At 40.4% G+C, this 26,381-nt stretch carries 28 protein-coding genes; 12 read left to right on the top strand and 16 right to left on the bottom strand.

Features of this window, described 5'->3' with window-relative positions; all coding sequences use genetic code 11:
- Window positions 1–3: 3 nt before the first annotated feature.
- From CHH48_RS06840 to CHH48_RS19460, 9 genes are all read right to left on the bottom strand, one after another.
- Complete coding sequence (locus CHH48_RS06840; protein WP_095218399.1) at window positions 4–1,503, bottom strand: glycosyltransferase family 2 protein; 1,500 nt, start codon at window positions 1,501–1,503, stop codon at window positions 4–6.
- Window positions 1,504–2,004: 501 nt separating this feature from the next.
- Window positions 2,005–3,918, bottom strand: coding sequence for a BglG family transcription antiterminator (locus CHH48_RS06835; RefSeq protein WP_095218398.1), 1,914 nt, complete (start codon window positions 3,916–3,918; stop codon window positions 2,005–2,007).
- A 126-nt stretch (window positions 3,919–4,044) separates the two neighbouring features.
- Complete coding sequence (locus tag CHH48_RS06830) at window positions 4,045–5,433, bottom strand: glycoside hydrolase family 1 protein (RefSeq protein ID WP_095218397.1); 1,389 nt, start codon at window positions 5,431–5,433, stop codon at window positions 4,045–4,047.
- Window positions 5,434–5,459: 26 nt separating this feature from the next.
- Window positions 5,460–5,756, bottom strand: coding sequence for a PTS lactose/cellobiose transporter subunit IIA (locus CHH48_RS06825; protein ID WP_176466390.1), 297 nt, complete (start codon window positions 5,754–5,756; stop codon window positions 5,460–5,462).
- A gap of 32 nt (window positions 5,757–5,788) precedes the next feature.
- Window positions 5,789–6,691, bottom strand: a complete 903-nt coding sequence (locus tag CHH48_RS06820) for an ROK family protein (RefSeq protein ID WP_095218395.1) — start codon at window positions 6,689–6,691, stop codon at window positions 5,789–5,791.
- Between the two features lie 36 nt (window positions 6,692–6,727).
- Complete coding sequence (locus CHH48_RS06815) at window positions 6,728–8,164, bottom strand: glycoside hydrolase family 1 protein (protein ID WP_245840333.1); 1,437 nt, start codon at window positions 8,162–8,164, stop codon at window positions 6,728–6,730.
- A complete protein-coding gene (celB, locus tag CHH48_RS06810; RefSeq protein WP_095218393.1) occupies window positions 8,157–9,473 on the bottom strand; it encodes a PTS cellobiose transporter subunit IIC in 1,317 nt (438 codons plus the stop codon). Before celB ends, CHH48_RS06815 begins: the two co-directional genes overlap by 8 nt.
- Window positions 9,474–9,488: 15 nt before the next feature.
- The gene (locus CHH48_RS06805) at window positions 9,489–9,803 is read right to left on the bottom strand and encodes a PTS sugar transporter subunit IIB (protein ID WP_095218392.1); all 315 of its coding nucleotides are present in this window, start codon (window positions 9,801–9,803) and stop codon (window positions 9,489–9,491) included.
- Window positions 9,804–10,026: 223 nt separating this feature from the next.
- Window positions 10,027–10,182 (bottom strand): hypothetical protein, encoded by a 156-nt coding sequence (locus CHH48_RS19460; RefSeq protein WP_176466383.1) that lies wholly within the window; start codon window positions 10,180–10,182, stop codon window positions 10,027–10,029.
- A gap of 192 nt (window positions 10,183–10,374) precedes the next feature.
- On the opposite strand from CHH48_RS19460, the gene CHH48_RS06800 reads away from it, so the two are divergent.
- Window positions 10,375–10,992 carry a nuclear transport factor 2 family protein gene (locus tag CHH48_RS06800; RefSeq protein ID WP_095218391.1) on the top strand — a complete coding sequence of 206 codons (618 nt, stop codon included), beginning with the start codon at window positions 10,375–10,377 and terminating at the stop codon, window positions 10,990–10,992.
- A 151-nt stretch (window positions 10,993–11,143) separates the two neighbouring features.
- Window positions 11,144–12,064, top strand: a complete 921-nt coding sequence (gene murB, locus CHH48_RS06795; protein ID WP_095218542.1) for a UDP-N-acetylmuramate dehydrogenase — start codon at window positions 11,144–11,146, stop codon at window positions 12,062–12,064.
- Between the two features lie 62 nt (window positions 12,065–12,126).
- Here murB and CHH48_RS06790 read toward each other — a convergent pair whose 3' ends face one another.
- The 5 genes from CHH48_RS06790 to CHH48_RS06770 form a co-directional block, all read right to left on the bottom strand.
- A complete protein-coding gene (locus tag CHH48_RS06790) occupies window positions 12,127–13,080 on the bottom strand; it encodes a sodium:calcium antiporter (protein ID WP_255212165.1) in 954 nt (317 codons plus the stop codon).
- Between the two features lie 145 nt (window positions 13,081–13,225).
- Window positions 13,226–14,683, bottom strand: a complete 1,458-nt coding sequence (katA, locus tag CHH48_RS06785; protein ID WP_095218389.1) for a catalase KatA — start codon at window positions 14,681–14,683, stop codon at window positions 13,226–13,228.
- A 329-nt stretch (window positions 14,684–15,012) separates the two neighbouring features.
- Window positions 15,013–16,416, bottom strand: a complete 1,404-nt coding sequence (locus tag CHH48_RS06780) for a sensor domain-containing diguanylate cyclase (RefSeq protein WP_095218388.1) — start codon at window positions 16,414–16,416, stop codon at window positions 15,013–15,015.
- A gap of 172 nt (window positions 16,417–16,588) precedes the next feature.
- A complete protein-coding gene (locus tag CHH48_RS06775) occupies window positions 16,589–17,017 on the bottom strand; it encodes a BrxA/BrxB family bacilliredoxin (RefSeq protein ID WP_095218387.1) in 429 nt (142 codons plus the stop codon).
- Window positions 17,018–17,021: 4 nt separating this feature from the next.
- On the bottom strand, window positions 17,022–18,146 hold the full coding sequence (locus tag CHH48_RS06770; protein ID WP_095218386.1) for a conserved virulence factor C family protein: 1,125 nt from the start codon (window positions 18,144–18,146) through the stop codon (window positions 17,022–17,024).
- A gap of 234 nt (window positions 18,147–18,380) precedes the next feature.
- Between CHH48_RS06770 and CHH48_RS06765 the strand changes: the two genes are divergently transcribed.
- The 6 genes from CHH48_RS06765 to CHH48_RS06745 all read left to right on the top strand — a co-directional run bounded on the left by CHH48_RS06765 (window position 18,381) and on the right by CHH48_RS06745 (window position 21,213).
- Window positions 18,381–19,001 carry a DedA family protein gene (locus CHH48_RS06765; RefSeq protein ID WP_095218385.1) on the top strand — a complete coding sequence of 207 codons (621 nt, stop codon included), beginning with the start codon at window positions 18,381–18,383 and terminating at the stop codon, window positions 18,999–19,001.
- Between the two features lie 12 nt (window positions 19,002–19,013).
- Window positions 19,014–19,862, top strand: coding sequence for an undecaprenyl-diphosphate phosphatase (locus tag CHH48_RS06760; RefSeq protein ID WP_095218384.1), 849 nt, complete (start codon window positions 19,014–19,016; stop codon window positions 19,860–19,862).
- Between the two features lie 97 nt (window positions 19,863–19,959).
- Entirely contained in the window at window positions 19,960–20,130 is a 171-nt protein-coding gene (locus tag CHH48_RS19455; protein ID WP_175073733.1) for a hypothetical protein, read from the top strand.
- Window positions 20,127–20,348, top strand: a complete 222-nt coding sequence (locus tag CHH48_RS06755) for an alpha/beta-type small acid-soluble spore protein (protein WP_095218383.1) — start codon at window positions 20,127–20,129, stop codon at window positions 20,346–20,348. The genes CHH48_RS19455 and CHH48_RS06755 overlap by 4 nt, the downstream gene beginning before the upstream one ends.
- Before the next feature lie 49 nt (window positions 20,349–20,397).
- A complete protein-coding gene (locus tag CHH48_RS06750) occupies window positions 20,398–20,529 on the top strand; it encodes a YfhD family protein (protein ID WP_084160843.1) in 132 nt (43 codons plus the stop codon).
- Window positions 20,530–20,598: 69 nt separating this feature from the next.
- Complete coding sequence (locus tag CHH48_RS06745) at window positions 20,599–21,213, top strand: spore coat protein (protein ID WP_342747522.1); 615 nt, start codon at window positions 20,599–20,601, stop codon at window positions 21,211–21,213.
- 30 nt (window positions 21,214–21,243) lie between these two features.
- Here the strand turns inward: CHH48_RS06745 and tlp are convergent, their stop codons facing one another.
- Together tlp and CHH48_RS06735 are read right to left on the bottom strand one after the other, a co-directional pair.
- The gene (gene tlp / locus CHH48_RS06740) at window positions 21,244–21,477 is read right to left on the bottom strand and encodes a small acid-soluble spore protein Tlp (RefSeq protein ID WP_095218382.1); all 234 of its coding nucleotides are present in this window, start codon (window positions 21,475–21,477) and stop codon (window positions 21,244–21,246) included.
- A gap of 55 nt (window positions 21,478–21,532) precedes the next feature.
- A complete protein-coding gene (locus CHH48_RS06735) occupies window positions 21,533–22,267 on the bottom strand; it encodes a YqcI/YcgG family protein (protein WP_095218381.1) in 735 nt (244 codons plus the stop codon).
- Window positions 22,268–22,421: 154 nt separating this feature from the next.
- On the opposite strand from CHH48_RS06735, the gene CHH48_RS06730 reads away from it, so the two are divergent.
- The 4 genes from CHH48_RS06730 (at window position 22,422) to CHH48_RS06715 (ending at window position 26,105) form a co-directional block, all read left to right on the top strand.
- Entirely contained in the window at window positions 22,422–23,372 is a 951-nt protein-coding gene (locus CHH48_RS06730; RefSeq protein WP_095218380.1) for an ABC transporter permease, read from the top strand.
- Entirely contained in the window at window positions 23,365–24,315 is a 951-nt protein-coding gene (locus CHH48_RS06725; RefSeq protein ID WP_095218379.1) for an iron chelate uptake ABC transporter family permease subunit, read from the top strand. Before CHH48_RS06730 ends, CHH48_RS06725 begins: the two co-directional genes overlap by 8 nt.
- On the top strand, window positions 24,312–25,067 hold the full coding sequence (locus tag CHH48_RS06720) for an iron ABC transporter ATP-binding protein (RefSeq protein ID WP_095218378.1): 756 nt from the start codon (window positions 24,312–24,314) through the stop codon (window positions 25,065–25,067). Before CHH48_RS06725 ends, CHH48_RS06720 begins: the two co-directional genes overlap by 4 nt.
- 96 nt (window positions 25,068–25,163) lie before the next feature.
- The gene (locus tag CHH48_RS06715) at window positions 25,164–26,105 is read left to right on the top strand and encodes a siderophore ABC transporter substrate-binding protein (RefSeq protein WP_095218377.1); all 942 of its coding nucleotides are present in this window, start codon (window positions 25,164–25,166) and stop codon (window positions 26,103–26,105) included.
- Window positions 26,106–26,381: the final 276 nt, after the last annotated feature.

Below are 26,381 nucleotides of genomic sequence, written 5' to 3'. Positions count from 1 at the left end.
TTCTTAAACTAAGCTGATTTGTACAATGGCATCTCCGTCCATTTTAAACTCCGGAAACATTTCATTCCCCCACACTTGCAGCTGATGCTGTACGACAGCTCTAAGCTGCGTATTATATAATTTTTGATCTGCTGTTATATTTTCCTCTTCATATTTTCTTTCATGGTAGAGAACAACATCAATCCAATTCATTTTATAAGCATCTGCTATTCGAAGAAACATCATATAGTCAGATGCTAGCAATGCTTCGCCGTTCAATTCTGCTGGCCAACCATCTAGCTTCTCAAGGATCGATTTTCGAAACATACGCGGACTGTGTGATGCACCCCCTGTCAAAGCATGGTACTTATTTGTATAATCGATTCCTTTGATTTCCGGGCCTTTCTGCAGACCTGATGACGGGTTATCGTACCATATCCTCTTGTTTGCATACACTAGGCCATATGATTTATCCAGCCGTTCAAAGTCATATAGCATAGTCTCTACTGCACGCTCATCCAGCCAAGCATCTCCATCCATTTCCAGTACATATTTGCCTAATACATATTCCAGCCCTGCATTCAATGCTTCTGCTTTTACGCCGCTTGCTATGTGGAGAGGTATGACTCGAGGATCGTTTCGATTTGTTATTTGCTGCAGTGTATCATCTGTGGAACCTATGTCAATTGCTACTACGTGGATATTGGAATGTGTTTGCTTTAGTACACTATCAAGGCATTTGCCAATATAAGCTCCATGATTGTGAGTGGTAATTAAAACTGTCACATCTGGAATATCCTTTCGTTTCTTACGATGGTCCAAACTAGCCTTCATGCTCTGTAAATAAAGCCCCTGTGCACCAGTGATCGTTGTAAGGGATAAGGCGCTGTTTACGCGATATTCCATCAAGGTATGACGTATTAATTGGATATTACCTTGTTCCATCAGACGAATCCAGAATTCATAATCAGACACTACGCCATAACTGGTATCATAGCCGCCCGCTTTTTTAAATGCGGACTGACGGAAGAGGAAGGAAGCTCCAACGAAACAGATGGATAATATTTCTTCCTTGTTCCTGTTCATCAGTGTTTCCATCGTTTGCAGCCATTGTGTTTCATCTGCAAAGCGCTGCCCTTTTTCATCGATGAGCCAATAATAAGAGTAGAGAAGGACAGTATCTTCCGGAGCTTGCTGTATATGATTATAAAATGTTAGCAGAAAAAGCGGATCCTGCCGATTGTCAATAGAAATCCACGTTAAGTAAGGACAGTCTTTTAAATAGGAAAAACCTTCATTCAAGGAATAGGCAATACCCATGTTCTTTTTTCGATAGATGATGCGATAAGGTATAGTTAAGATGCTGGAAGCATTATATACTGCTTCTGCTGTTTCTTCATTTGCACCATCTATGACGATGATCAATTTGTAATCACGGTACACTTGTTTTTCCATTGCTCCTAAGCATTCATGTATATACGCGGTTTCCTGATTATAAACGGGCAATACAACCCCAATTGTCATAATTTCTCCTCCTCACATAGAAAAGTATGTAGGAATGGACTTATTCATACGTTTTTATGCTGTAGACGAAGTTCTTTCGCAGATCTAAAAGCATTCAAAGACAGGTACATCGAGATGATTATATGGAAGAGGTAAATGGAAGATAAGCTGATAAAAGCAGCTTTCCGATTAACGAAATGAATTGAAACTGCTTAAACACTGTACAGCATCATAAAAATGGATTATTTGAAATCTTATTTATTCCATTAAAGGGAGAAGGTATTTTAACCTATATGGAAAGGTTGTTTCTATTTTGAGTTAGAATTATTTGGTGGTATAAGTTCACTTTTGTTTAGGATACAGCTGTTATAGAAGAAACTGCGTAGGGTTAAAAATGTCTAATATTCGGGATTGTCGGAGGGGGAGGTGGTATTAACGAGAGTTCCAGTTATCGGTTACTATATAGGAATTTTCGATAAGGTTATACTTGTAGGAAAGGCAATGCGATAAGATAACATTGCCTTACAACAATTTAATGAATTCATTATATGTTTTTGCTTTGATCAGATTTTGCACAATGGATCTGTTTTCAATTATTTTTAATAGGATATCATATAAAGACTGCAAGTCCTCCATACTTTTCTTTTTAACACAAAGTAGTCCTATAAATTGTATGGGTTTATCGTTCCACATGATAGCTTTTTCCAATGTACAAACGGCTAAAATAGTTTCATTGGATTGAGGTGAGATAGGGTGAGGTATAGCTACTAGATTTTCATATGCAGTTGGAGCGATCTTTTCTCTCTCATAAACTGCTTCGAGAAAAGTGTGATCAACTAACCCATTTTTCACTAATTTACTGTTTAGAAATTCAAGAACTTCTTCTTTAGAAGTGAAATTTTCTCTTAAAAATACAAGATCTTTAGGAAAATAGATTTGATGTTTTTCCTTTTTTGTGAGGAAGTGTCTCTTTATTTTTTGTAGGTCTTCCTCTCCTAAAACTGCGTTAACCTCAATTACAGGAATAGCTAATTTTTGCTGGATGGGAATAGAACTGATAATAAAATCAATATCAGTTAAGTCATATTGATTAAGCTTGTAATATTCAGTTGTACCAACAACATCAAGAGATTGACCAAAGTAGCTATTGAGTTTATAAAATATAAGTTTTGCTGTTCCTAACCCCGAAGCGCAGACAACTAAACACCGACTTGGACCTTTTTTCAACTTGTTTTTTTCTATGGCAGCTCCTATATGTAAGGCAATATACCCCAATTCATTCTCGTCTATCTTAGAATCTATGGCTACCTCAATTGCTTTACCTGCTATTACAGCAGCTTCGTAAGATAATAGGTAATTCTTTTTTATATCATCCAACATTGGATTTCTAATATTCATTCCATATTTAAAACGGTTAATGGCCGGTTTTAAGTGTAATGCTAAAGCCATTCTTAATTCATCATCTTCATTGATTCCCAGGTTCAATTCTTGTTCTACTTTTTGGAGTGCATAGTCTACTAGTTGACCTATCTCTTTTTCTATAAGCCCTTTAACTGCCTTATTTCCATTAGAATCGGCAACGATCTTCGTTCCCAGCAAGTGAATAGCAATATAGGCAATCTCCTCCTTAGGGAATTGAACATCAAACGTATACTCAACGTCTTTTACTATCTCGCCTGCGACAATATATTCCTGTTTGTCCAATATGTCATCTAGATCGCTTTTAAATATTTTAACGTAGTTATTAAATTTAATTCTATTAATGGCAATCGAAATATGAACCAACAGATTATTAAAGGCTATATCAGATAAAGGAATATTGTGCATATTGATTTTTTCTAATAGGATTCTCTTAACTGTATTGAGGTCCTCCTCGGCCATAAATTGCTCACTCAGAAAATAATGATTGCCTTCTGCTTTTCTGTTGAATAAATACTCAGACATACAAAAGCGCATTTTCAATTCGTTTCCTTTTAATTTTAAACCATGATTTGGTCGAGAGGTGAGTTGAATATTATATTTAGAAAGGGACTCCTTAACGATTTTTAAATCATTTTGAACAGTGGATTTACTAACAAATAATAAATCCGCAATCTCATCAAGTTTCACATAATGTTCGCTCATGAGTAGATGTTTTATCATAAAGGATACACGGTCTTCTGGCTGACTTGGTACATATTGAAGTTCTAAATCTCCAGTTATGGAACGAATATACTTATAAAATTGCTTCTCATGAATAATATTAAGCTGATAACCTTTACCCATTATAGATTCAATGGTGGCACCGTGATCAGTGATTAAAGCGTTTACTATTTTTACATCTTCCCGTATGGTTCGGACACTGACTTGATTATGATTGGCCAAATACTTTCCGCTTATTGGTGTTTCAAGAGACATTAAATGTTTAAGTATAGATTTGCCTCTTTTTGTTAACATTTGCAATCACCACTCCTGTATTTTTAAGAAAGCGCTTTCTATTTTATGCTGGAAAAGTTCTGGCTCAAACTGAACCAGAACCGTTTGATAGTATTTTATCACAACAATAGTACGCTTTTGTCTTCGTTAAAATCCATTATTGCGCGAAACTTCGGTAAACCATTGAGCGCTTTTCTTTAAAGAGCGTTCCTTTGTTTCAATATTTACAGAAATAAACCCATAACGATTTTTGTAAGCATTCATCCAAGACCAATTGTCCATGAAAGTCCATAGATGGTATCCCTTAACATTACAGCCTGCTTCAATAGATTTATGCAGCCATTTTAAATGTTCACGAATAAATTCAATTCGATAATCATCCTGAATTTGCTCATTTTGCATAAATCTTTCCTCGTCTTCAACACCCATGCCATTTTCGGAAATAAAGGACTCAATGTTTCCATAGTTATCTTTTAAGTTAATCAAAATATCGAATATCCCTTTTTCGTAAATCTCCCAACCGCGGTATTTATTCATTTTTCTTCCAGGCATTTCGTATCTATCAAAAAACCATTCTGGCATAAGTGGGCTTTCGAGATTGACAGCATATTCTTTTGCTTTTACACGACGAGGTTGATAATAATTCACGCCAAGAATATCCACTGTATTATTTTTTATTAAATCTAAATCTCCATCATGTATAAGCGGGAGCTCGCTATATTCCTTGATAATCTCAATTAATTCTTGTGGATATTTTCCAAGTACTGCCGGATCCAGGAAACAGCGATTAAAGAATAAATCTGCAATTCTAGCGGCTTTCAAATCCGCAGGGTGGTCACTTCTTGGATAGGAAGGAGTTAAATTAAGAATGATACCTATTTTACCATCTTTAAATTGAAGGGAATGATAGACTTCAACTGCTTTTGCACTGGCAACAACAGTGTTGTAAGCCACTTGTGTTGCTCTTTTGAAATCAACTATATTTGGATAATGTATATTATAGAGATAACCTGCTTCGACTGGAACAATAGGTTCATTAAAAGTGAACCACTTTTTCACTCGATCACCGAATAATTCAAAGCATATTTTCGCATAGCCTTTATAAGCTTCAACAACTTCTCGGCTTTCCCAGCCGCCTTCATTTTGCAAATCAAGCGGCATATCGAAATGATAAAGATTAACAAATGGCTCTATACCATTATCTATCAAGTTGTCAATTACAGCATTGTAGAAGCTAACGGCTCTTTGGTTAACTTCTCCGCGGCCTGATGGAATTAATCGTGACCACGAGATGGAAATACGGAATGAATTATGGCCAATTTGCTTCATCAAACGGATGTCTTCTTTATAATGATGGTAAAAATCCGATGTGGATTCAGGACCGACATTATTAAAAAAGCGGTTTGATTCTAATTCATACCAATGATCCCAGATGTTTTTACCTTTTCCGTCTTTATTTGCAGCACCTTCAATTTGTGTAGCAGAAGTAGCGCTGCCCCACCAAAAGCCTTCGGGGAATTTATAGGATAATTCCATTTATAAAACCTCCATCAATTGAGCTGCTATTTAAAACGATAAAGTTCAATAAACTCTACTGCCAGGTCTCGAAAGGTCATTGCTGTCATTAGATGGTCTTGAGAATGAATCAATAATACACTAATAATGTTTCCATTACCGTTTGCTTCTTCTTGTAACAGTTTTGTTTGAACACTGTGTGCTTTACTTAATTCTTCACCAGCTTCTTTGATCAATTCATCTGCACGTTCAAAATTTCCTTGCTTTGCTTCCTGTATTGCTTCCATTGCATTTGCTTTGCCGTTTCCTGCATAAAGAATGATTTGAAATGATATTTCTTCCATCGTTTCCAATTTAATAACCTCCAATATAAAACTTATCTACGTTGCATTTTTATTTCATTAGACTTTAGATAGCCATATACAGCGCCTAACAAGTTTGCATCTTGAGCAAATTTACATCTTGCAATACTTGGTTTGATTTTAGCTAAGTCGATTTTCTCGATGATAAGGTCGAGCTTTTGAGTGATTTTTTCAATTAAATCTTCTCTTTGGCTGATCCCGCCGCCTATTAAAATCACTTCAGGATCATAGATGTATTGCAAGTTGTATATTCCGACTGCTAAAAGGTGGTAGAAATCCTCCACAATTTTGGCTACCTCAACATCGCCCGATTCGGCTAATTCAAATACCTGTTCTCCAGATAGAGTGTTAGAATCAATCTGTTTTAAAGCAGCAACTTTCTTTACTAATGCTTTGGTGGAAGCTAGTCTGCTCCAGACATCATCACTATTGGAGATGTTGTGGTTAAGCAGCATATAGCCAAATTCGCCACCATGTAAATTGGCTCCTTTATGTAAGCTGCCATTCTTAAAAATAGCCCCGCCAATCCCAGTACCAATAACCATTACTAAAACATCGTTCTTTCCTTTGCCGTTTCCATCCCAAATCTCAGCATAGCCTGCACAATTTGCATCATTCTCGAGATATACATGCAAGCCTGTTGTTTCTCCAATTAGCTGTTTCATATTGGGGCCGTGGATGTAAGGAACAGCGCTGGATCCGTAAATAATTCCATCATCAGAAACAGCGCCAGGACAACTAACAGCGATGCCCGAAATATTACTTGAAGTTTGACTTAAATGCTCGATAAGATCTAGTAGTGATTGAAGGGTCTCAGGTGTTTTAATTTTATTTAAATGAGTGATTACGGCATTTTCTGAAACAACTCCGTATTTAACAAATGTTCCACCTATATCAATTGCCAAAAAGTTCTTCATATTATTTTCCTTCTTTGCATGGAGTCTGTCTGTCTCTTATTTATATTCTTCTTCTATAACTTCAAGCTGTCTTGATTTGATCAGTTCTTTATACCAATAACCTGATTTTTTTAGACTACGGTTACGGTTTTCATTTAAATTGATTTCTACTAGACCATACCGATTTTTAAATGCATTCATTGGTGAAACATTATCTGTAAATGCCCAGAGCATATAACCTGTGCAGTTTGACCCCTCATCAACGGCTTTTAATAACCATTGTAAATGTTCACTTATAAATTCAATACGATAATCATCTTGAATTATATTATCCTCGTTTTTAAAGCGATGTTCATTTTCAACACCCATACCATTTTCTGCAATGAACCATTCAATGTTGCCATATTCCTCTTTCATTCGAAGTGCAATATCATACATTATTTGAGGATAAATTTCCCAGCCGCGGTATGGGTTCATTTTTTTCCCTGTTAATTCGTGCTTGTCATAATAATATTCCGGATGGAAAGGGGTATCCTCGTTCCATGCAGCAGTTCTTGCTTTCACGCGGTGGGGGAAATAAAGGTTTAAACCAACGTAGTCTACAGTGTTTTCTTTAATAAGTCTTAATTCATCTTCCGTATAATCGAATGTTATGTCATGTTTCTCCATTAGTTCAAATAATTCTGGTGGGAATTCTCCCTTAATAGAAGGATCTAAGAATACACGATTAAAGAATAAATCATAGATGCGTGCAGCTTTTTGATCATGTTCTGCAGAGGATCTTGCATATGTTACTTCGGGATTAATGATATTACCAATCTTTGCACCGAATTTTTCCTTTAACTGCATTTGTTTAAATAGCTTCACAACTTTTGCTGTAGCTAAAGATTTGTTGTAATTCCATTGCATCCATTTTTTTGTATTTTGCTCAAAGGGCCAGCGAATGGCATCTAAATGAACGCGAGTCTGTACAACTATTGGTTCATTGAATGTAAACCAATGTTTGACCCGGCTGCCGTATCGGTTGAAAACCTTTTCTGCATACTTTTCAAATAATTCCACAACATGTTTCGAACCCCAGCCACCGTATTTTTCAAACAGAACAGCTGGCAGTTCGTAATGTTCGAGGCAAATCATCGGTTCAATGCCGTTGTTAAGTAATTCATCAATTACGTTTTCATAATAAGCAGCATATTCTTCATCAACTACGGCATTTTCATAATCTACTAAAAATCTGGCCCAGTTTATAGAAGTTCGATAATGTGTAAGTCCAATTTGTTTCATCATTTGAATATCTTCTTTGTAACGGTTGTAAAAATCTGTTGCTACAGCTGGGCCATAGCCATTATGCCAGACATTCTTATTGTTTTTATACCAAAGGTCTAAATAGGAGTCCTGAAAATCCTTTTTACCGGACCAACCTTCCGTTTGCCAGGCAGAAGAAGCGGCACCAATAATGAAGTTATCTGGTACTTTGATTACTTTGTTAGACAATTTTATCATCCCGTCCTTGTTTTTGATCTTTAGTAGTTGTTTGCTCAGTCCTGAAATATTGCTTATCTAGAATTCTTAAGAATGGCAGCCAGATTAGTACAACAATCACGAGATTTACTAACTGCAGGATTGCACCGGCAATTGAATTCGTAACCAGCATACCGCTTATAAATATCGGTGTTGTCCAAGGTACATGTACTCCTGTTGATACGGGAACCAATCCACTTGCCATTGCAAAGTAAGTGACAATGGTAACAATTACTGGAGAAAGCAGCCAAGGAATAATTACCATAGGATTCATAACAATAGGCAAACCGAAGATCAAAGGTTCGTTTACATTGAAAACAGCAGCAGGACCGCCAAGCTTTCCGAGATTTTTTAATTGCCGACTCCTTGTGAATAGGAAGATACCTAATATTACAGCCATTGTCATACCAGTTCCGCCCATGCCCACTATGAATGTATCTACAAACTGGTTGTTTACTATATGAGGACGTTCCAGACCAGCATTGAATGCTTCTAGATTTTCAAGTGATAAAGTCATCCAAATTGGATCCATAATGGAATTAACAATAATCTGTCCATGAAGTCCGAAGAACCAAAATACTTGTATTAATAGAACAGCGATAATTGTTGGAATCAGACCGCTTCCTAAAGAAGTTAATGGCTGCTGAATAAGTGTATAAATAAAATTCTGTAAGGTTTCGAATGAAGTGTAGCTGAAAATAGCACGGATTGCTAAAAAGAAAGTTAATGTTAATGTGATCGGAATTAATGAGCTGAAAGATTTTGCCACAGCATCAGGTACACCTTGAGGCATTTTGATAGTCCAATTTCTCTTAACGAAGAATTTATAGATTTCTACTGATACAAATGCTGTGAAAATCCCTAAGAATAAGCCTTGGGCACCTAAAGCTGCAGATGGGATAACCCCAGAAATACCTTCCAAGACTTGCGGTGTCAAAATGATGAAAGAAGCCAGTGCAGCGAAGCCGCCATACAAAGCTTCTAACCCATATTGCTGAGTCAATTTATAGGCGATGCCGAAGATAACAAAAAGACCCATAATACTTAATGTAGAAGCAGAAGCAGGCCCTAAAATACTTTGATATTCTTCCAAAGCATTTTCACTGATTATTTTGTCCAGGAAAGGTATGTTCGCTAATACGACAAATAGAGATCCGAAAATAATAAAAGGCAAAGCAACCATAAAGCCATCGCGCAGTGCGCCCAGATAACGGTTATTATTTAATTTATCAGCAATAGGTAATAATATGTTTTCTAATGTCTCTGTGAATTTACTTCCCATAATGGTTCCCCCTTATCAAACCTTTTTTTGGATTAATTCCAATGCTTTATCCAGCACTGCTTCTCCGTCGATGCGTCCGTAAGAAATAGGATCGATCACATCAACTGGAACACCTTTCTCATCAGCAACTTTTGAGATCTTTTTGAAGAGAAACCTCATTTGAGGACCAATTAACAGTACATCAGCTTTTTCCATGTCGGATTCAGCCTTATCCTGTGCCACAGCCCAAATCTCTGCTTCAATTCCTTTTTCTCGAGCAGCATCTTTCATTTTGGATACTAATAAACTTGTAGACATTCCAGAAGAACAAGCAAGTAGAATTTTCATCAATATTTCCCCCTATATCCGAATAATGATATCGCTTACAAAATTGATTATATATTTTGTGCAGAGGGAACTGTACATATTATTTTGCCTCTTTAAGGGTGAAATCCTTAAAATCTATCCGAATCTATTTTCATTAAGTAAGGTAAATAAGCTTAATGAATTGAGAATGGGTACAGACATAAAAAAATAAGATAGTGCTGAGAAAAATCTCTGCACCACCTTATATTTATTCGTGTTTCCACGTTGTTTCCTCGCCCTTTGTCGGACATACAGGAAACACATCGTTTTCTTTTATTTCAACTCTTTCACCTGACTGACAGATATATACACCTGTTTGCGGTACACCTTGTCCTGTCCGGAATTCGCGTGTATCATTACTCATCTTGTACACCTCCAAATTTACATATATAGTCTATCCCTTCCCTTTAGGGCTTACTCTAAACAGTTTAAGAAGCTTTGGTTATGTTTTTGTAATAGCGAATATAGGCTATATGGCTTCCTTGCGTACTCATATCGCGATACAATCATAATAGTTACTTCCTGTCGGAACAAAAATAGAACGGAGTGAGCACTCATGAATGAAACAATTATTACGCTATCAACAGGTGAACAAATTCGAACAGAAGCGCCTGAACAGCAGCTATTAGAGCATATAACGAACAACCAGGGTATGATGAATAAAGCTTTTGTTGTGATTGGGGACGTACATATTGCAACCGCTCATATAGTGAAGATTGAATCCACTGTAGAAGAAAACAAGAGACCTGATCAGTTAGAACAGACAGATAATAGCGTGAGTTCAAAACAGATTGAACAGACAGATCAGGTCGTGACTCCGAATCAGTTTGAACTTCTGGAGCAGGAGCTTTTAGAAGCAATGCAGACAAGAGATATATTTGCATTGGACACATTTTTACATGATGACCTCGTTTTCATCAATCATGAAGGCAGTTATGTGACCAAGGAAATGGATTTAGAAGCACATCGGACACTAGCTGTACGTTACACAAAGGTATCCAGTACAGATTTGCAAATCAAACCGACAAAGGATGGAGCAGTGACGATCTCCCGTATCCGCCTGGAAGGACAAGAGGGGGACGAGAAGATCAGTGGTGACTTTATTTATACACGAGTGTGGCAGCTAATCGGTGAGCAATATCAAGTAATTGCCGGGCATTGTTCCATGCTGTAATATATGCGCATTTGTCTATTTTTTGCATAAACTACAGTTGTCTGGCCTAACGGGTAAATAAGAGCATTGTCACGTATGTGAAATGTGGTATACAATACAGGTTGGGGCACGCTCATTTACAGCGGCTAATACAGTAATGAGGGATTATATGATGAATGTAAAGACATTGGAGAGAGACATAAAGCAATTTTTAGAGGATGCGGATGTACTTGTAGAAGCACCGCTTGCAGACTATACGTATACAAAAGTAGGCGGAAAAGCGGATGTACTCGTTTTCCCAAGAAGTTACACAGAAATTGAACAGGTTGTTGCCTATACAAAAGAAAATGGGGTACCACTGACAATACTCGGTAATGCATCGAATGTCATCATTCAGGATGGCGGACTGCGCGGAGTGGTCATGATCCTGACGAAACTCGATGAAGTTAAAGTGGAGGGTAACAGAATTACAGCTCAGTCAGGTGCAGCGATTATCGACGTTTCCAGAATTGCACTGGATGCTAGTTTGACTGGATTAGAATTCGCTTGCGGAATTCCTGGTTCAATCGGCGGGGCATTATATATGAATGCTGGCGCGTACGGTGGAGAAGTGAAGGATGTTCTCGAGCAGATAGTTGTCATTACCGATACTGGTGAACGAAAAGTGATGACAAGTGAGGAGCTGGAACTTAGTTACCGTACCAGCATTCTGCAGAATAATAATTACATTGCTGTAGAAGCAACATTCATATTGGAAAATGGTGACCAAACGGCGATTAAAGCGAAAATGGATGAACTAACTTACCTTCGTGAATCAAAGCAGCCGCTTGAGTACCCATCATGCGGCAGTGTCTTCCAGCGCCCTCCAGGTCACTTTGCTGGTAAGCTGATTATGGATGCAGGGCTGCAGCTGACACGAATCGGCGGAGTAGAGGTATCAGGTAAGCATGCCGGATTCATGGTGAATGTAGCCAACGGAACAGCATCGGATTATATCAATCTGATCAAGCATGTACAGGAGACAGTCCAGGAGAAGTTCGGTGTCAGTCTTCACAGAGAAGTGCGTATCATCGGCGATGCTCCTGAGCAATAAAACATAAAAAGAAAAACCCATGGATCAATTGAACCATGGGTTTTTGCGTTACAGCTGCATGATTAGGAGAAAACCAAATAGCCAATTGTTGCTCCATAACAAAGTATAACTAACAGACTTGGCAAGAAGTAGGTAGCTAAGGAACGTGTATGCTTTCGCGCAATGATGATCATTGAAATACCAGTCAGTATAAGACCGATGATTGCGATTATCATTATACTATTGGCAGTATCCTGCCAAACACTTCCGTTGAAGTATACAATATCCGATATTGCTACAACTATGATATTGAACAGATTGCTGCCAAGGATAGTACCAACAGCGAGGTTGGGATTACCTAGCTTTAGAGCAACATAGACACTGACAGCATCCGGAAGGGAAGTGGCAGCAGCTATTAAAATGCTGCCTATGAATGTTGCACTAATGCCAGTAGCAGAAGCTAAAGCGTCACCAGAAAGACTTAGTACGCTTCCAGCTACAAGGATGATACTTGCAAAAAGGAGGAATCGCAGCTTTGCTTGGGATAGCGATTCATCCTTGCCTGTTTTCGTATCTGATTCATTTGGCACATCTTGTTTGGATGTAAGATACATGCCCACCCCATAGATAGCTATAATCAGCAGACTTGGGATACTGATGTTTAGAATGGTGTAGCTGTGATTAATTCCTAAAGCAATAATGGCAACTATCGTTAGTATCAATGAGATAGTACCTGAATAGAGGTGCTGTTTGCTTACTTGGAGAAACAGTTTTCGACGTCGAAAATGTAGGTCAAAGAGAAAAAGCACAAATAAATTAAATAGCATGCTTCCTAATCCATTACCAACAGCAATATCAGGATTATCAATTAACGCAGCACTGATTGTAGCGGTCAGTTCGGGCAGGGAAGTGGCGATTGCAAGTAAAAGCGTGCCAGTAAGGAATCCATTCATATTGGATTTCCTGCTGATTGTATCTGCGTGGTTGGAAAGATGGGTAGCTGCATATACAGATAGAGCGGCAGCTAAAATAAAAATTGCGGCTAATAACAGGGGGGATATAGGTCATCTTCCTTTCTGAGTAAAGCATTCTAATTCATTTACCCAGAAGAACAGAAATAATAACAATGCTTTTGGATCTTCAATATAAAAAAGACATGCACTGGGCATGTCTTTTTTTGCATTATGCAGTTACTGTCGGGATGCTTACGCCAAGTCCATCAGCGACACGCTGTCCCCATTCTTTATCTGCTTTGTAGATATGACCTACTTCGCGTTCAAGAATTTCTTTACGAGTAACAGGCTTCATTGCATCAACGAAGTTCTGTACAAGGCGAGTTTTTTCATCGTCTGTCATAAGACGGTACAAATCTCCCGGCTGCGTGTAGTGATCGTTTTCATCATAACCAACGCTATCAGCTAGTCCGGATACTTCGAATGGTGCCATTTTGCTTGCTGGATCTTCTTTTGGTGTTCCAGCAACGCTGTTTGGCTCGTAGTAAACGCCGCTTCCGCCATTGTTGTCGAAACGCATTTGACCATCACGCTGGTAATTGTTCACTTCATTGCGCGCACGGTTGATCGGAAGTGCTTGGTGGTTAGCACCTACACGATAACGATGTGCATCATGGTAAGCAAACAGACGACCTTGAAGCATCTTATCAGGAGAAACGTCGATACCTGGTACAAGTGTTCCAGGAGAGAACGTAGCTTGTTCTACTTCCGCGAAGTAGTTCTCAGGGTTGCGGTTCAATACCATGCGGCCAACTTCGATTAGCGGGTAATCTTTTTGTGACCATACTTTTGTTACATCGAATGGATCGAAGCGATATGTGTTTGCATCTTCAAGCGGCATGATTTGAACATAAAGCTTCCATTCAGGGAAATCGCCGTTTTCGATTGCATTGAATAGATCTTCTGTATGGTAATCCGGATGCTCACCGGCAATTTTTGCAGCAACAGCAGGATCCATGTTTTTAACGCCTTGCTGTGTTTTGAAGTGATATTTCACCCAAACACCTTCACCTTTTTCGTTAACCCATTTGAATGTATGGGAACCGAAACCGTGCATATTACGCAATGTTGCAGGAATACCGCGGTCAGACATAAGAATAGAAACCTGGTGCAAGCTTTCAGGGGATAGAGACCAGAAATCCCATACCGCATCAGGGTTTTTCAAATGTGTTTGCGGATGTCTTTTTTGTGTATGGATGAAGTCAGGGAACTTGATTGCATCACGGATGAAGAATACAGGTGTATTATTACCGACTAGATCATAGTTTCCTTCTTCGGTATAGAATTTAACAGCGAAACCGCGAGGGTCACGTACTGTGTCAGCAGAACCAAGCTCACCAGCTACTGTAGAGAAACGGATGAACATATCTGTTTTTTTACCAACTTCAGAAAGGAAGTCTGCTTTTGTATATTTGGAAACATCATTGGTGACTTCGAAGTAACCATGTGCACCGGCACCTTTTGCGTGTACAACACGTTCAGGAACGCGTTCACGGTTAAAGTGTGCTAGTTTTTCAAGAAGATGCACATCCTGGATCAGTGTAGGTCCACGTGAGCCAGCAGTTTGTGAATTCTGGTTATCTCCAACTGGAGCACCCCAGCTAGTAGTTAGTTTTTTATCTGCCAAGAAAATCACCTCAGAAAAAGTATTGTGTTAGTAAATCTATAAACATAGTAACATCTTTTTATTAAAAATCAATACTTATTTATAATAATTATAAAGTTATTATAAGGATAAATAAAAAAGGATAAACCAGCTAGAAAGCTAGTTTATCCTTCCGTTTAAATGATATCGTTTACAAAAAATATTATAAAGAAGCTACCCATGTGACTAAAGCACACCCCACTATGCTACCGCTGATTAACAAGTTTGTTTTCCACATTGGCACCCCTCCTCCTTCGATAAATTAAGTCTATCAAATTATGAAAGGGTTTTCAATATGAGAAGAAGCCCAATTATTGGAATTGAGCTTCTTTGTGCTTTTGTTTTGATTTGTACATTTCCTGATCTGCAATTTCTATCATTTCTGTGACTGTCAGCATCGAGCCTGGTGCATAGTCATGGATGCCGAAACTTGCTGCAATCGGATATGCTTTTATTTTTGAGTCATTCAAACGGGTTAGACTCTCCTGCAGTTTCTCGAGGAATCCTTCTGCTTGGCTGCGATCTGTCTGTGGAAGCAAGATAATGAATTCATCACCACCATGGCGGAAAAGATATTCATCTTCTGTCAAGGTCAAGGTTATTGTAGAGGCGATAAGCTGAATAAGCTGGTCGCCTTCATTATGCCCGTGCTCGTCATTTACACGTTTTAAATTGTTCACGTCTACAAAACAGAGGCAGAAGGGATGTTTGCCTTGCTGGAGAAGATCCTCAATAAATTGGATACCGGCACGACGGTTGAATACACCCGTAAGTACATCCCGGCTGGCATGCTCCTGTAGTTCTTTTTCGATACGCTTGAAGCTTGTTATGTCTGTTACACTGATTAAAAGCGCATCTTTTTTGTTATAACTGAGCAACTCAAAATTCAGCATCATCCAGTTTGCATGATGTACCAGATTATGGGTGATATAATTCTCAATCTTTACTTCGTTTTTTAGCTGTCCTAACAATACTTCCTGCTCTTTCTTGTCAGGAAAGAAGGAGGTGAGGGAAAAGCCGCTGACTGTTTGTGGGTTGATTCCAAAAAAATGTCCAGCTTGTTTATTGTACAGAATAATATTTTCAGTAACTAAATCAATAAGCACAACTGGCTGCGGATTGGCAAAAAACAGGCTTTTAAAGTTGCGTTTTTCCTCCTCCAGCTGCATTTGGCTATTATAGTCTTTTCTCAAGTAGTGATAGAAACTGAGATTGATTATTGCACTTACTACCAATGCACCTGTGAAATTAATAAGCATAATAAGCGAAACAGTACCGGAATGAAAGTAGAATAGACCGCCCAGCAGCATGATATGCGCTATACCTGCCAAAAGGGCATAAATAATCGGCCGAATCGGTAAAAGGGAAGCACAGGCAAGCAGGATAATGAGATAGGCATACATATTACCTTCCTGCTGAAAGCTGTTGAAGGAAGAAAACGCACCTTGGGCGATATACAGCCCTATGTAACAGACACTGAGAAAACTGGAATGCACTGATTTGAAAAAGAGAAGATAACAAGCAGACATCAGCATGCCAGTCAGATGGACAAGGGCAAGTGGAAGTACATAATCTGGGTTATCTATAGATCTATATACTGATATATCCGCAATTAGGAATAGTGGATAACAAGCAAGCAGTGTAATGGAACTCAGCTTAATCCTGTGTGACAGGAGTGACTGATGATGTGTATCGAAATCGTTTGTCTGCTTCATGAATTTTTCCTTCACTTTTTTTAAGATAGTGTACTACATAACCAGACAGAAAGCTCCATTTTCTTTGATTCTTAACACATTGTAAAGATTGCAAGCAAATTGTAAGAGAAGGATATGTAACAAAGAAGGATTAACTGAATGACGAACAAAAAAGAGCTGCAATAGCAGCTCTTTACAGATGGTTATTATAAGCAGTTGTAAGATTTTCCACGATTTCTTCTACATCATAGCCTTCAATTTGTTCGCGAGGGATGAAATGGACTAATTTTCCGTCCTGCATCAATGCGACAGAAGGGGAGGATGGCGGTTGATCTGTAAAGTATTCCCGCATCTTTTCTGTAGCTTCTTTATCCTGACCTGCAAATACAGTTACAAGATTTTCTGGTTTTTTAGCGTTCTGTAAGGATTCTCTGACTGCTGGACGTGCAAGGCCTGCTGCACAGCCGCATACAGAATTGACAACTACCAGTGTGCTGCCTTTTGCCTGCTCCACATAGTTTTCAACCTTTTCAGCATCAGTTAGCTCCTGGAACCCTGCCTGTGTCAGCTCATCCCGCATAGGTTGGACGATGCCGCGCATATATTCTTCGTATGCATTCATTTTGTTATTCCTCCTTTTGTTTTGTTGCTTCCGTCATTTGTTTCCAGACGGAACCTTTTGCTGCTTCGCCCCCAGCAATTCGTTCAATTGCCATATTAAGCTGCAGCTTCACTTCAAATTCTGTTTCCTGTCTTGCTGCTTTTTCAAGCAACGGCAAGCTTTCGCTATCTCCAATTTCATATAAAAACATCGCAGCCCGCCATCTGACAATCCGACTTGGGTCGGCAAGTGTCGCTTCCATTGCTGGTGTTGCTTCTTTGAAGCCGAGGTCCGATAGACAGTCACCAGCGGTCCGTCTAACTGTTACGACCTTATCCCGCAAGGCGAGGTATAGCAGTGGTAGGACAGCTTTATCTTCTATCATGCCTAGATAAGCAGTTGCTAGCCGGCGAATGGAGGCTTTCGGGTCCTGCAGAGCTTTATCCAAGAAAGGGAGATACGCAATGCCAGGCTCCAGCGCATCCAATGCGCGATAGCGTACGCGCCAATCATCTTCATTCCACACATCCATTGTCGGCTGCTGTCGCTTCGCCGCTGGGGCTTGAGGATTCCTGGCACGTGCTACGAGTTCCCGCAGCCGTTCTGAGCTATAACTTGCGAGCAATTCTTCATAAATATCCTGTCCTACCTGATCTGGATCACCATAACGGGGATACTGTTCTTCCCATTTACGGGCAAATACAATATTGTCGTCCCCGGCGGCATCCATTGCTGCTTCCGTAAACAAAGCAGGAAGTCCAATCCGCTTCTCTTGTTCATCAAATAGAAGCTTGATTTGCATCGGTACACCATAAATCGTCTGTACCTGAACATCCACTTGGCCATAATGCGGTTCTTGGATGCCTACTTCTGCCGGTGCACCTTGGCTATTCTCTCCGAATGCTCCACGTACAGCAGGCAGTATGGTCTCCCAAGCTGATTTTGGGCTTCGTTCCAGTGCAAGGAAGTCTGCCACACGGTAAATACCTTTCACACCTTCAATTTGAAATAACGCCTGGACGTAGTCAGGGTCGCCAGAAGAATATGTCTCTCGTTTGTAATCGAAACTGCTGCCCATCGGCAGCATGTCATCCACCACGATTTTCATCGAGTATGGACTCGGGGTAGGCTCGATTGTCACGATTTTCATCGTATTCCCCCTTATATATAATAATCATTTTCTTCCTATAGACTATATCACAGATGGGGTGAAAGGTGCGACAATGCGAACCTAGGACTTGAGCCTAGTGGAAACTAAGTCTCTGTTTCTATTAACCTCTTAGGAGCTGTCTGTTAGAATGTTAATAATACGTAAAAAAATCCACCTTTTCGGGTACAGGATGCTATAATGATTTGGTAAATAATTTACGTTTGGAGTTGTAAAATGGATAATTGGATAACGCAGTTTATGGAACAATTCGGTTATTTTGCGATCGTATTGCTGATGGCAGGCGAAAACGTATTCCCGCCAATCCCATCTGAGATCATCCTGCTGTTCGGCGGCTTCCTGACAACCTCTTCTGGTAGTGTCACTATAGTCGGTGTTATTATTGCAGCAACGATCGGTGCAGTCCTTGGGGCTCTTATCCTTTACGGTATCGGGCTTCTTTTAGATGTTGAACGTCTGGAGAAAATCGTGGATCGCTGGGGACATATTTTACGAATTAAGAAAGAAGACATACATAAAGCAGATGCTTGGTTCGATAAGTATGGTGTATGGACAATATTCCTTTGCCGATTTGTACCTGTTATTCGGAGCTTGATTTCCATACCGGCCGGGATGTCTAATATGAATTTTCCGCTGTTCCTCATCTTCACGACATTAGGAACACTCATTTGGAATACAGTATTAGTATTGCTAGGTTATTGGCTCGGTGAGTCCTGGACGACAGTGGAAACATATCTTGGTTATTATCAGGATGTTGTCATCGTAGTACTGGCGATTCTTATCGTGCTATTCGTCATATGGTTCATCAGACGGAATAAAAAGAAAAAAAGTAGCTAGAGGAGTAGAGGCATGAGTATCATTGAGTTCTTTTCGGCCTTGATCATGGGGCTGGTCGAAGGGTTGACAGAGTTTGCCCCGGTTTCATCTACAGGTCACTTAATCATCGTTGATGATATGTGGCTGAAGATACACGAATTATTTAACAACGAAGTAGCGAACACATTCATCATCGTTATTCAGCTTGGCAGCATCTTGGCTTCTGTCATCGTTTTCTGGGACAAGTTCATGCAGATTCTTGGTATTCGCAAACTGCAAGGAAAAACAGAATCGATGCCAGGAAAACAAAACAAGTTCAACCTTGGAATCGTTATTGTTGGCTTGCTGCCGGCAGGGGTTCTTGGGCTTTTGTTCGATGATATTATTGATGAGTATCTGTTTTCCGTATGGTACGTTATCGTAGCATTGGTTGTTGGGGCAATATTCATGATCTTTGCAGATAGAGTATCATCAAAAAAGACAGAAACAATCGATTCATTGGATGGTCTTACCTATAAGAAGGCTTTTCTGATTGGGTTATTCCAGTGTATCTCTTTATGGCCAGGTTTTTCCCGTTCCGGAGCAACAATCTCTGGCGGTGTCATTCTTGGCTTGAACCACCGCGTAGCATCAGATTTCACTTTCATCATGGCAGTGCCTATCATGGCAGGTGCGAGCCTTGTCTCGTTGCGTAATCACTTGCATGCTTTCACTCCTGATGTGATTCCGTTCTTTATTGTCGGATTCATCAGCGCATTTATTTTTGCACTGATTGCAATCCGGATGTTCTTGAAAATTATTTCCAAATATAAACTTGTACCTTTCGCCTTTTACCGAATTGCTCTGGCGATTGTGATCGTAATCTTCTTGATCATTAACTGATCCCTGTCTTGTACAGGGGTCTTTTTTTTTGGCTAGAAGTGCCTTTCATATTATGGCGCCAAAGACAGAAACTAATGCAGAAAGGAGGAGAAGCATCATGAAAAAGCATCGAGTGGATGGCGGTATCTGGATTGACGATACGTATCAGCCAGGCATGGAGGAAGGGCTCACAGCCAAGCGGGATGAACAGGATACAAACAAGAAGCATGTGCGTGCCGACTATGAAGGCGAGACAGGTGACGCACATACACTAGGGCACTACCGATGACGAGGCGTAATAAAATACTCGTGCCCGAGGCGCGGGAAGGTCTTGATCAGCTGAAATATAAAATCATTCAGGATGCCAACCAGCCTTACCAGACTGAGCAGGCTGGTGATTTAGGTAATAGAACGAGCAGAGAGAATGGCAAAACAGGTGGCAGCATTGGCGGTAATATGGTCCGTGAACTCGTAAGGATGGCGGAAGAAAATCTGAAGCACCGTTAAGGAGGAAAAGCCCGTGAACGACAAGGATAAATCATTGGAAGATTATTATATGCGTTATACCGATCTAGATGGGGATGGGAAAGATATCTCATTCTCCCAAGAGGAAGCAGATGTTGATGATTTAGAAGCGCAGGCTCGTTCCGATGCAGCAGATGCTCGAGTAGCCAAAAGGCATAAATAACCGGTCATAAGTGCTTGTTTCAGATAGCATACTAACAAGGCACGACATTTCATATAGGGGGTTATCACATTGGAAAACCAGATGCAGACTGCACAGATGAATCAGCCGACAACTTTGCATGGCAAGCAGAACCATGGTGGTCATGAAGTTTTTGATACACATGAAATTCTAGCTGGTATGATTAGTGTGATGGACCAATATCAGATCTTTGAGCAGCATATGCAGGATCAGGAGCTGAAAACAATTGCGCATAATCAGTGCGATTTTCTGAAGCAGACGTACAACACAATGGTGGAGGCGTTCAAAACAGGTCAGGATCCATCTCAACCAACGAAACAATACAATATGCAGCAAGGTAATGATGTTGTTTATGGAATTACACCGTCCCAGCCAAAAAAGCCTAACAGTTCTGTTAGTGAAGTAAATGAGCAAGGTCTATCTGCTTATATGCTGGCACAAGTGAAAGGGATGTCTTCCATGTGTGCAATGAGTGCATGTGAAATCACGAACCCGGTTCTTCGTCGAGTTGTTGCAGATACAGTACCGAACCTGATTGAGATGAGCTATGAAATCTTCCTGTATCAAAACAAACACCACTATTATCAGGTACCGCAGCTGCAGCCTGCCGATCAGGCAGCTATGATGCAGAGTTATGATACAGTTCCGTTGAACCAAACGCATTAATAAAAAGGTCCGCCATTATGGCGGACCTTTTTATTTGTCTTTCTGCTGTTGATAATTTGCTTCTTCTTTTAACTCATGACGAAGGCTGTCTACACTTGCAGCACGTCGCTCGTTCTTTTCTTTCAGAAATGACATTTCGTCATCTGTCAAATGCTCACTGTTCGCTTTGACAAAATCCTCTGTTTGATGAACATTCTGCAGGGTATGCTGGATTGTATCCTCGATACGCTCCGCATTATCTGCGCGATTATCCGGGTTCGGCATTCATGGACCTCCTTTTCAGAACAGATATAATGTAGTATCTGCCTCGAAAGAGAAGTTATGTATGCTTTATTTCCTTGTGATGGAAAGGACATCCTCCCTGAATTGGTTTAGCATCATCACCAATGAAATATTGCTTCCATTCACGGTGCCCATGGTCACCGAAGTGTCCAATATCCGGATGTTTCGGCAGTTCATCCCATTTTTCTACCCGGTCACGGACGGAATCACGTGATTTTGTCCCAGCGGGTTTATCTCCTTCCAGCCCGTCGAAGATACTGCGTGGCTGCAGTCCAATGACAAGGGAAGGACCTAAATCACGTGTAATTCGCTGCTTATATGCTGGCGCATTACCGAATAGGAAGTAAGCCTCCCCGCCGATATGATAATCAAAGAGGAAATGATCTGGATCCCTAGGGCGTTCTGCTGGCCATGGAATGTCGTCCACTTCATGCAGCCGCTGAAGGAAGCGCCAGAAGTAATCTCTGTAGTATTCCAAATCTTGTTCGGTATTTTCCGGTTCAAAAAAAAGGAATAAACCTCGACGTACAGCTTTTTCCTGAGTATGCATCAGTTTTGTGAAATCATTGATAATCTGAAGTGCACCATCCCAGTGGTCGTGAGGAACAAAGCCATAACCCAAGTCACCTTTCTTCTGTGCAGCAATCCCAAAGTAGCAGGGGAAGTCCTTTTTGGCAACTGTTTCAGCAAAAGGTTGGTAAGCATCAAGAGCCCAGGTCGGGAGTTGTTGATTTGAAGTTCTGATGTCTTCTTTCTTTAAAAGCGGCAGCATGTATACACTCCTTATGTAAGTTAGTAATTGTTATAATTCTTTGTCAGTTCAAATCTCCTATTGACGAGCCTTTTTCCATTTACTATACTAAAAACAGAATCTAATTGATAATGAATATCAGTATCATTGATGCTGCTGAAGAGGTTTGACGCTTATGAAGTTGATTTACTTGATTATTATTACCGTTCTATTAGCTGTTTGTTCCCTGTTTGTCGGGGTAGAAAACGTGTCATTTTCTGAACTGTGGAAGATGGATGAGGAAGCCTGGAATATCGTTATGATCAGCCGGCTGCCGCGGATGCTCAGCATTATCATGGCTGGCATAAGTCTCAGCATATGCGGACTTATTATGCAGCAGCTTACCCAAAACAAATTCGTATCCCCGACAACTGCGGGGACAATGGATTGGGCAAGATTAGGGATACTTGTTTCCTTGTTGTTCTTCACCGATGCTAGCCCGATATGGAAGATGTGCATCGCAGCTGCTTTTGCTTTATTCGGCACCTTGCTCTTCATGGGCATTCTCCAGAGATTGAAGCAGAAGGATACAATTTTTATACCGCTAGTCGGAATTATGCTGGGAAATGTAGTCAGTTCGATTGCAACATTTTTTGCACTCAAGTTTGACCTGGTCCAAAATATGTCCTCTTGGCTTCAGGGAGACTTCTCTTTGATCATGGAAGGACGCTATGAGCTTCTTTACATAAGTATACCGCTCCTAATCATTGCTTTTCTGTTTGCCAATATGTTCACAGTCGCTGGCATGGGAGAAGACTTTGCTACGAATCTCGGTCTTCCTTACAAGTATGTCGTGAATGTAGGATTGATTGTTGTCGCAATCATTACTGCAGTTGTTATTTTAACTGTCGGAATGATTCCGTTTCTTGGTTTAATTGTACCAAATATCGTCAGCATATATCGCGGCGACAATTTAAAGAACAGTATCTGGCATACAGGTGTGCTTGGTGCAGTATTCCTGCTTGTATGTGATATAGCAGGACGCTTGATCATTTATCCTTATGAAATATCTGTCGGTTTGATGGTGGGTGTCATCGGCACAGGTATCTTCCTTTATATGCTGTTAAGGAGAAACGCCTATGCTTAAACGGAAGATTATATTACTGCTCGTTGTCGCCTTGTCTTTGGCCAGTCTTTACCTTTTCATTCATATGAACTTCCAAGCGATGGAGTACCTGCTGCGCACTCGGCTGGAAAAAATCCTAGCTATGATCTTATGTGCTGTTTCGATTGGTGTTTCGACTGTTGTGTTCCAAACTATTACGCATAATAGAATCCTGACGCCGAGCATTATGGGACTGGATAGTGTCTATATGTTCATTCAAACCATCGTCGTCTTCCTATTCGGTTCAGGAACATTTGTAATCATGCAAAGTGATGCGTATTTCTTCCTTACTATTCTGCTGATGGTCGGTTTCGCTTTCGGGCTTTATCAGCTGCTGTTCCGCAGAGGACAAAGTAATCTGTTTCTGTTGCTGCTCGTAGGCTTGGTGCTGGGTACATTTTTCAGCAGCTTGTCTTCTTTCATGCAGATGATAATCGACCCGAATGAATTTCTTTTGATTCAGGATAGCATGTTTGCAAGCTTCACAGATGTTAACACGGATCTACTGCTTATTTCAGCAGTAATCATCACTGTGCTTTGTATTTACATATTCCGTTATCGTCACTATTTTGATGTCATGTCCATCGGTCGCGATCATGCAGTGAATCTCGGAGTGCCATATGAAAAAATCGTCAAACGGATGTTCTTGGTGATTGCAGTACTCGTTGCCGTGTCAACCGCCTTAGTCGGACCTATCACGTTCCTCGGATTGCTGACAGCCAATCTGGCGCGGGAATTCCTGCAGACATTCCGGCATACGTACCTGCTGATAGCTGCAAGTCTGCTCAGTGTCATCGCATTGCTAGGTGGTCAGCTTGTTGTGGAAAGGATCTTCTCCTTCTCAACGCCAATCAGTGTCATCATCAATTTTGTCGGTGGAATTTACTTCATTTATTTATTAGTAAGGGAGAGTAAGAAGATATGATCGTTGCAGAAAAGCTTTCCAAGTATTTCGGATCCAAGAAAGTCATTCAGGATGTTTCCATCGAGGTGAAACGCGGTGCGATCACTAGTTTCATCGGCCCAAACGGTGCAGGGAAGAGTACCTTGCTTTCCATGGTGAGCCGCTTGTTAAAACAGGATGATGGTATTGTCTACCTTGACGGAAAAGACGTACATAAACAAAAGAGTAAGGATTTGGCGAAGACAATTGCTATCCTGCGTCAGTCAAATGTCGTCCAGATGAAACTGACAGTTCGTGAGTTAGTGAGCTTTGGCCGTTTTCCTTATTCGAGCGGGCGTCTCACTGCAGAAGATGAACAGAAGGTCAGTGAAGCTATTACGTATGTGAATCTGGAGGAAATGGAAAATAAATATTTGAACGAACTGAGCGGCGGTCAGAAGCAGCGGGCATTCATCGCGATGGTGTTGGCACAGGATACAGATTATATCTTGCTTGACGAACCGCTGAATAATCTCGATATGAAGCATGCCGTTCAAATGATGAAGCTGCTTCGGAAGCTGGTAGAGGATTTTGGCAAGACGATATTGCTTGTCATCCACGATATCAATTTCGCTTCTGTTTATTCAGACCGGATCGTGGCAATGAAGGATGGCAAGATTGTAGCAGAAGGTCCTACCGAAGATATCATTCAATCTGATGTCCTCAAATCCATCTATGATTTGGATATCGATGTTCACAATATCAGCTGTAATCGAATATGTGTCTATTTCTAAAACCCATACAGGTTAAAGGGGTGATGCCGTTATGAAGCTAACTGCCTTTCTTGGCCAGCAGTACATACATCACAAAGAAAAAGGAGATAAGATAAAATGAAGAAATTAACATTACTGATGACAGGTCTATTATTCGTTCTACTGCTAGCAGCATGCGGAAGCAATTCCGATAGTGCAAGCGGTGCAGATAAAGAGCAAGAGAAGCTTACAATTGAGCATGAGCTTGGTAAAACAGAAGTATCCAAAAATCCAGAGAAGATCGTTACGTTTGATATGGGCGCATTAGACACATTGGACAAACTAGGTGTCGAGGTTGCGGGTGTTGCACAAGAAAGTCTTCCTGATTATCTTTCCAAATACAGCAGTGACGATTATGAAAATGTCGGCGGTCTGAAAGAGCCAGACTTAGAGAAAATCGCTGAAATGCAGCCGGATGTCATTTTCATCTCAGGTCGTCAAAGCGACTATTATGAACAGCTTAGTGAACTTGCACCGACTATTTATATCGGTGTTGATACGACAGATTATATGAACTCATTCAAGAAGAACACAGAAACGATTGCACAAATCGTAGGTAAAGAAAAAGAAGCAGAAACAGCGCTAGGTGAAATTGATGATGCTATTGCTGATCTGAAGACAAAAGCAGAGAGCATGGATGGAAAAGCATTGATCACACTCGTGAATGACGGCAGTGTAAGTGCGTACGGCAAAGCTTCCCGCTTTGGCGTAATCCATGATGTTTATGGTGTGCCTGCTGTTGATGAAACAATCGAATCCTCTACGCACGGCCAAAGCATCGGTTTTGAATATATTTCTGAAAAGAACCCGGATTATCTGTTTGTAGTCGATCGCGGAGCAGTTGTAGGTGGCGGTACATCTTCAGCTGAGAAAGTATTGGACAACGAATTAGTAAATGGTACGAATGCTGCTAAGGAAAACCACATCACCTACTTAAAGCCGGATTACTGGTACCTATCCGGTGGCGGACTGGAGTCTGAATTGGAGAAAGTGAAAGAAGTCTCCGATGCATTGAAATAAGAAAGAAGAAAAAAGCGCAAATGCATATGCATTTGTGCTTTTTTAGCAAGCACCTTCTGAGGCGGCATAGTATGTATATTATAGAAAGAAAACGATGGAAAAGAAGATGGAAGGAAATATCTTGAATCCAATGCAACCGTATAGACAGGCAATAGCTCTATGTTGCAAAGTAAGTGAGCAGGATTCTAGGTATAGGATACGGAAGGAGAAGGGAGTACTGATGCTGACATCTCTAAGGAATGATCTTAATGCTCATTAGTCGTCAGGAACTTTCTA

Source organism: Terribacillus saccharophilus (assembly GCF_002272075.1).
Lineage (GTDB): Bacteria > Bacillota > Bacilli > Bacillales > Amphibacillaceae > Terribacillus > Terribacillus saccharophilus_A.
The sequence above is the reverse complement of the archived record's forward strand: the minus strand, read 5'-3'. Positions and strand labels throughout refer to the sequence as shown.

Bases quoted from the DNA above. Each gene is read 5' to 3' on its own strand.
- CHH48_RS06840 (WP_095218399.1), bottom strand. From the start codon at position 1,503: ATGACAATTGGGGTTGTATTGCCCGTTTATAATCAGGAAACCGCGTAT.
- CHH48_RS06835 (WP_095218398.1), bottom strand. From the start codon at position 3,918: ATGTTAACAAAAAGAGGCAAATCTATACTTAAACATTTAATGTCTCTT.
- CHH48_RS06830 (WP_095218397.1), bottom strand. From the start codon at position 5,433: ATGGAATTATCCTATAAATTCCCCGAAGGCTTTTGGTGGGGCAGCGCT.
- CHH48_RS06825 (WP_176466390.1), bottom strand. From the start codon at position 5,756: ATGGAAGAAATATCATTTCAAATCATTCTTTATGCAGGAAACGGCAAA.
- CHH48_RS06820 (WP_095218395.1), bottom strand. From the start codon at position 6,691: ATGAAGAACTTTTTGGCAATTGATATAGGTGGAACATTTGTTAAATAC.
- celB (WP_095218393.1), bottom strand. From the start codon at position 9,473: ATGGGAAGTAAATTCACAGAGACATTAGAAAACATATTATTACCTATT.
- CHH48_RS19460 (WP_176466383.1), bottom strand. From the start codon at position 10,182: ATGAGTAATGATACACGCGAATTCCGGACAGGACAAGGTGTACCGCAA.
- CHH48_RS06800 (WP_095218391.1), top strand. From the start codon at position 10,375: ATGAATGAAACAATTATTACGCTATCAACAGGTGAACAAATTCGAACA.
- murB (WP_095218542.1), top strand. From the start codon at position 11,144: ATGAATGTAAAGACATTGGAGAGAGACATAAAGCAATTTTTAGAGGAT.
- CHH48_RS06780 (WP_095218388.1), bottom strand. From the start codon at position 16,416: ATGAAGCAGACAAACGATTTCGATACACATCATCAGTCACTCCTGTCA.
- CHH48_RS06775 (WP_095218387.1), bottom strand. From the start codon at position 17,017: ATGAATGCATACGAAGAATATATGCGCGGCATCGTCCAACCTATGCGG.
- CHH48_RS06770 (WP_095218386.1), bottom strand. From the start codon at position 18,146: ATGAAAATCGTGACAATCGAGCCTACCCCGAGTCCATACTCGATGAAA.
- CHH48_RS06765 (WP_095218385.1), top strand. From the start codon at position 18,381: ATGGATAATTGGATAACGCAGTTTATGGAACAATTCGGTTATTTTGCG.
- CHH48_RS06760 (WP_095218384.1), top strand. From the start codon at position 19,014: ATGAGTATCATTGAGTTCTTTTCGGCCTTGATCATGGGGCTGGTCGAA.
- CHH48_RS19455 (WP_175073733.1), top strand. From the start codon at position 19,960: ATGAAAAAGCATCGAGTGGATGGCGGTATCTGGATTGACGATACGTAT.
- CHH48_RS06755 (WP_095218383.1), top strand. From the start codon at position 20,127: ATGACGAGGCGTAATAAAATACTCGTGCCCGAGGCGCGGGAAGGTCTT.
- CHH48_RS06750 (WP_084160843.1), top strand. From the start codon at position 20,398: ATGCGTTATACCGATCTAGATGGGGATGGGAAAGATATCTCATTCTCC.
- tlp (WP_095218382.1), bottom strand. From the start codon at position 21,477: ATGCCGAACCCGGATAATCGCGCAGATAATGCGGAGCGTATCGAGGAT.
- CHH48_RS06735 (WP_095218381.1), bottom strand. From the start codon at position 22,267: ATGCTGCCGCTTTTAAAGAAAGAAGACATCAGAACTTCAAATCAACAA.
- CHH48_RS06730 (WP_095218380.1), top strand. From the start codon at position 22,422: ATGAAGTTGATTTACTTGATTATTATTACCGTTCTATTAGCTGTTTGT.
- CHH48_RS06725 (WP_095218379.1), top strand. From the start codon at position 23,365: ATGCTTAAACGGAAGATTATATTACTGCTCGTTGTCGCCTTGTCTTTG.
- CHH48_RS06720 (WP_095218378.1), top strand. From the start codon at position 24,312: ATGATCGTTGCAGAAAAGCTTTCCAAGTATTTCGGATCCAAGAAAGTC.
- CHH48_RS06715 (WP_095218377.1), top strand. From the start codon at position 25,164: ATGAAGAAATTAACATTACTGATGACAGGTCTATTATTCGTTCTACTG.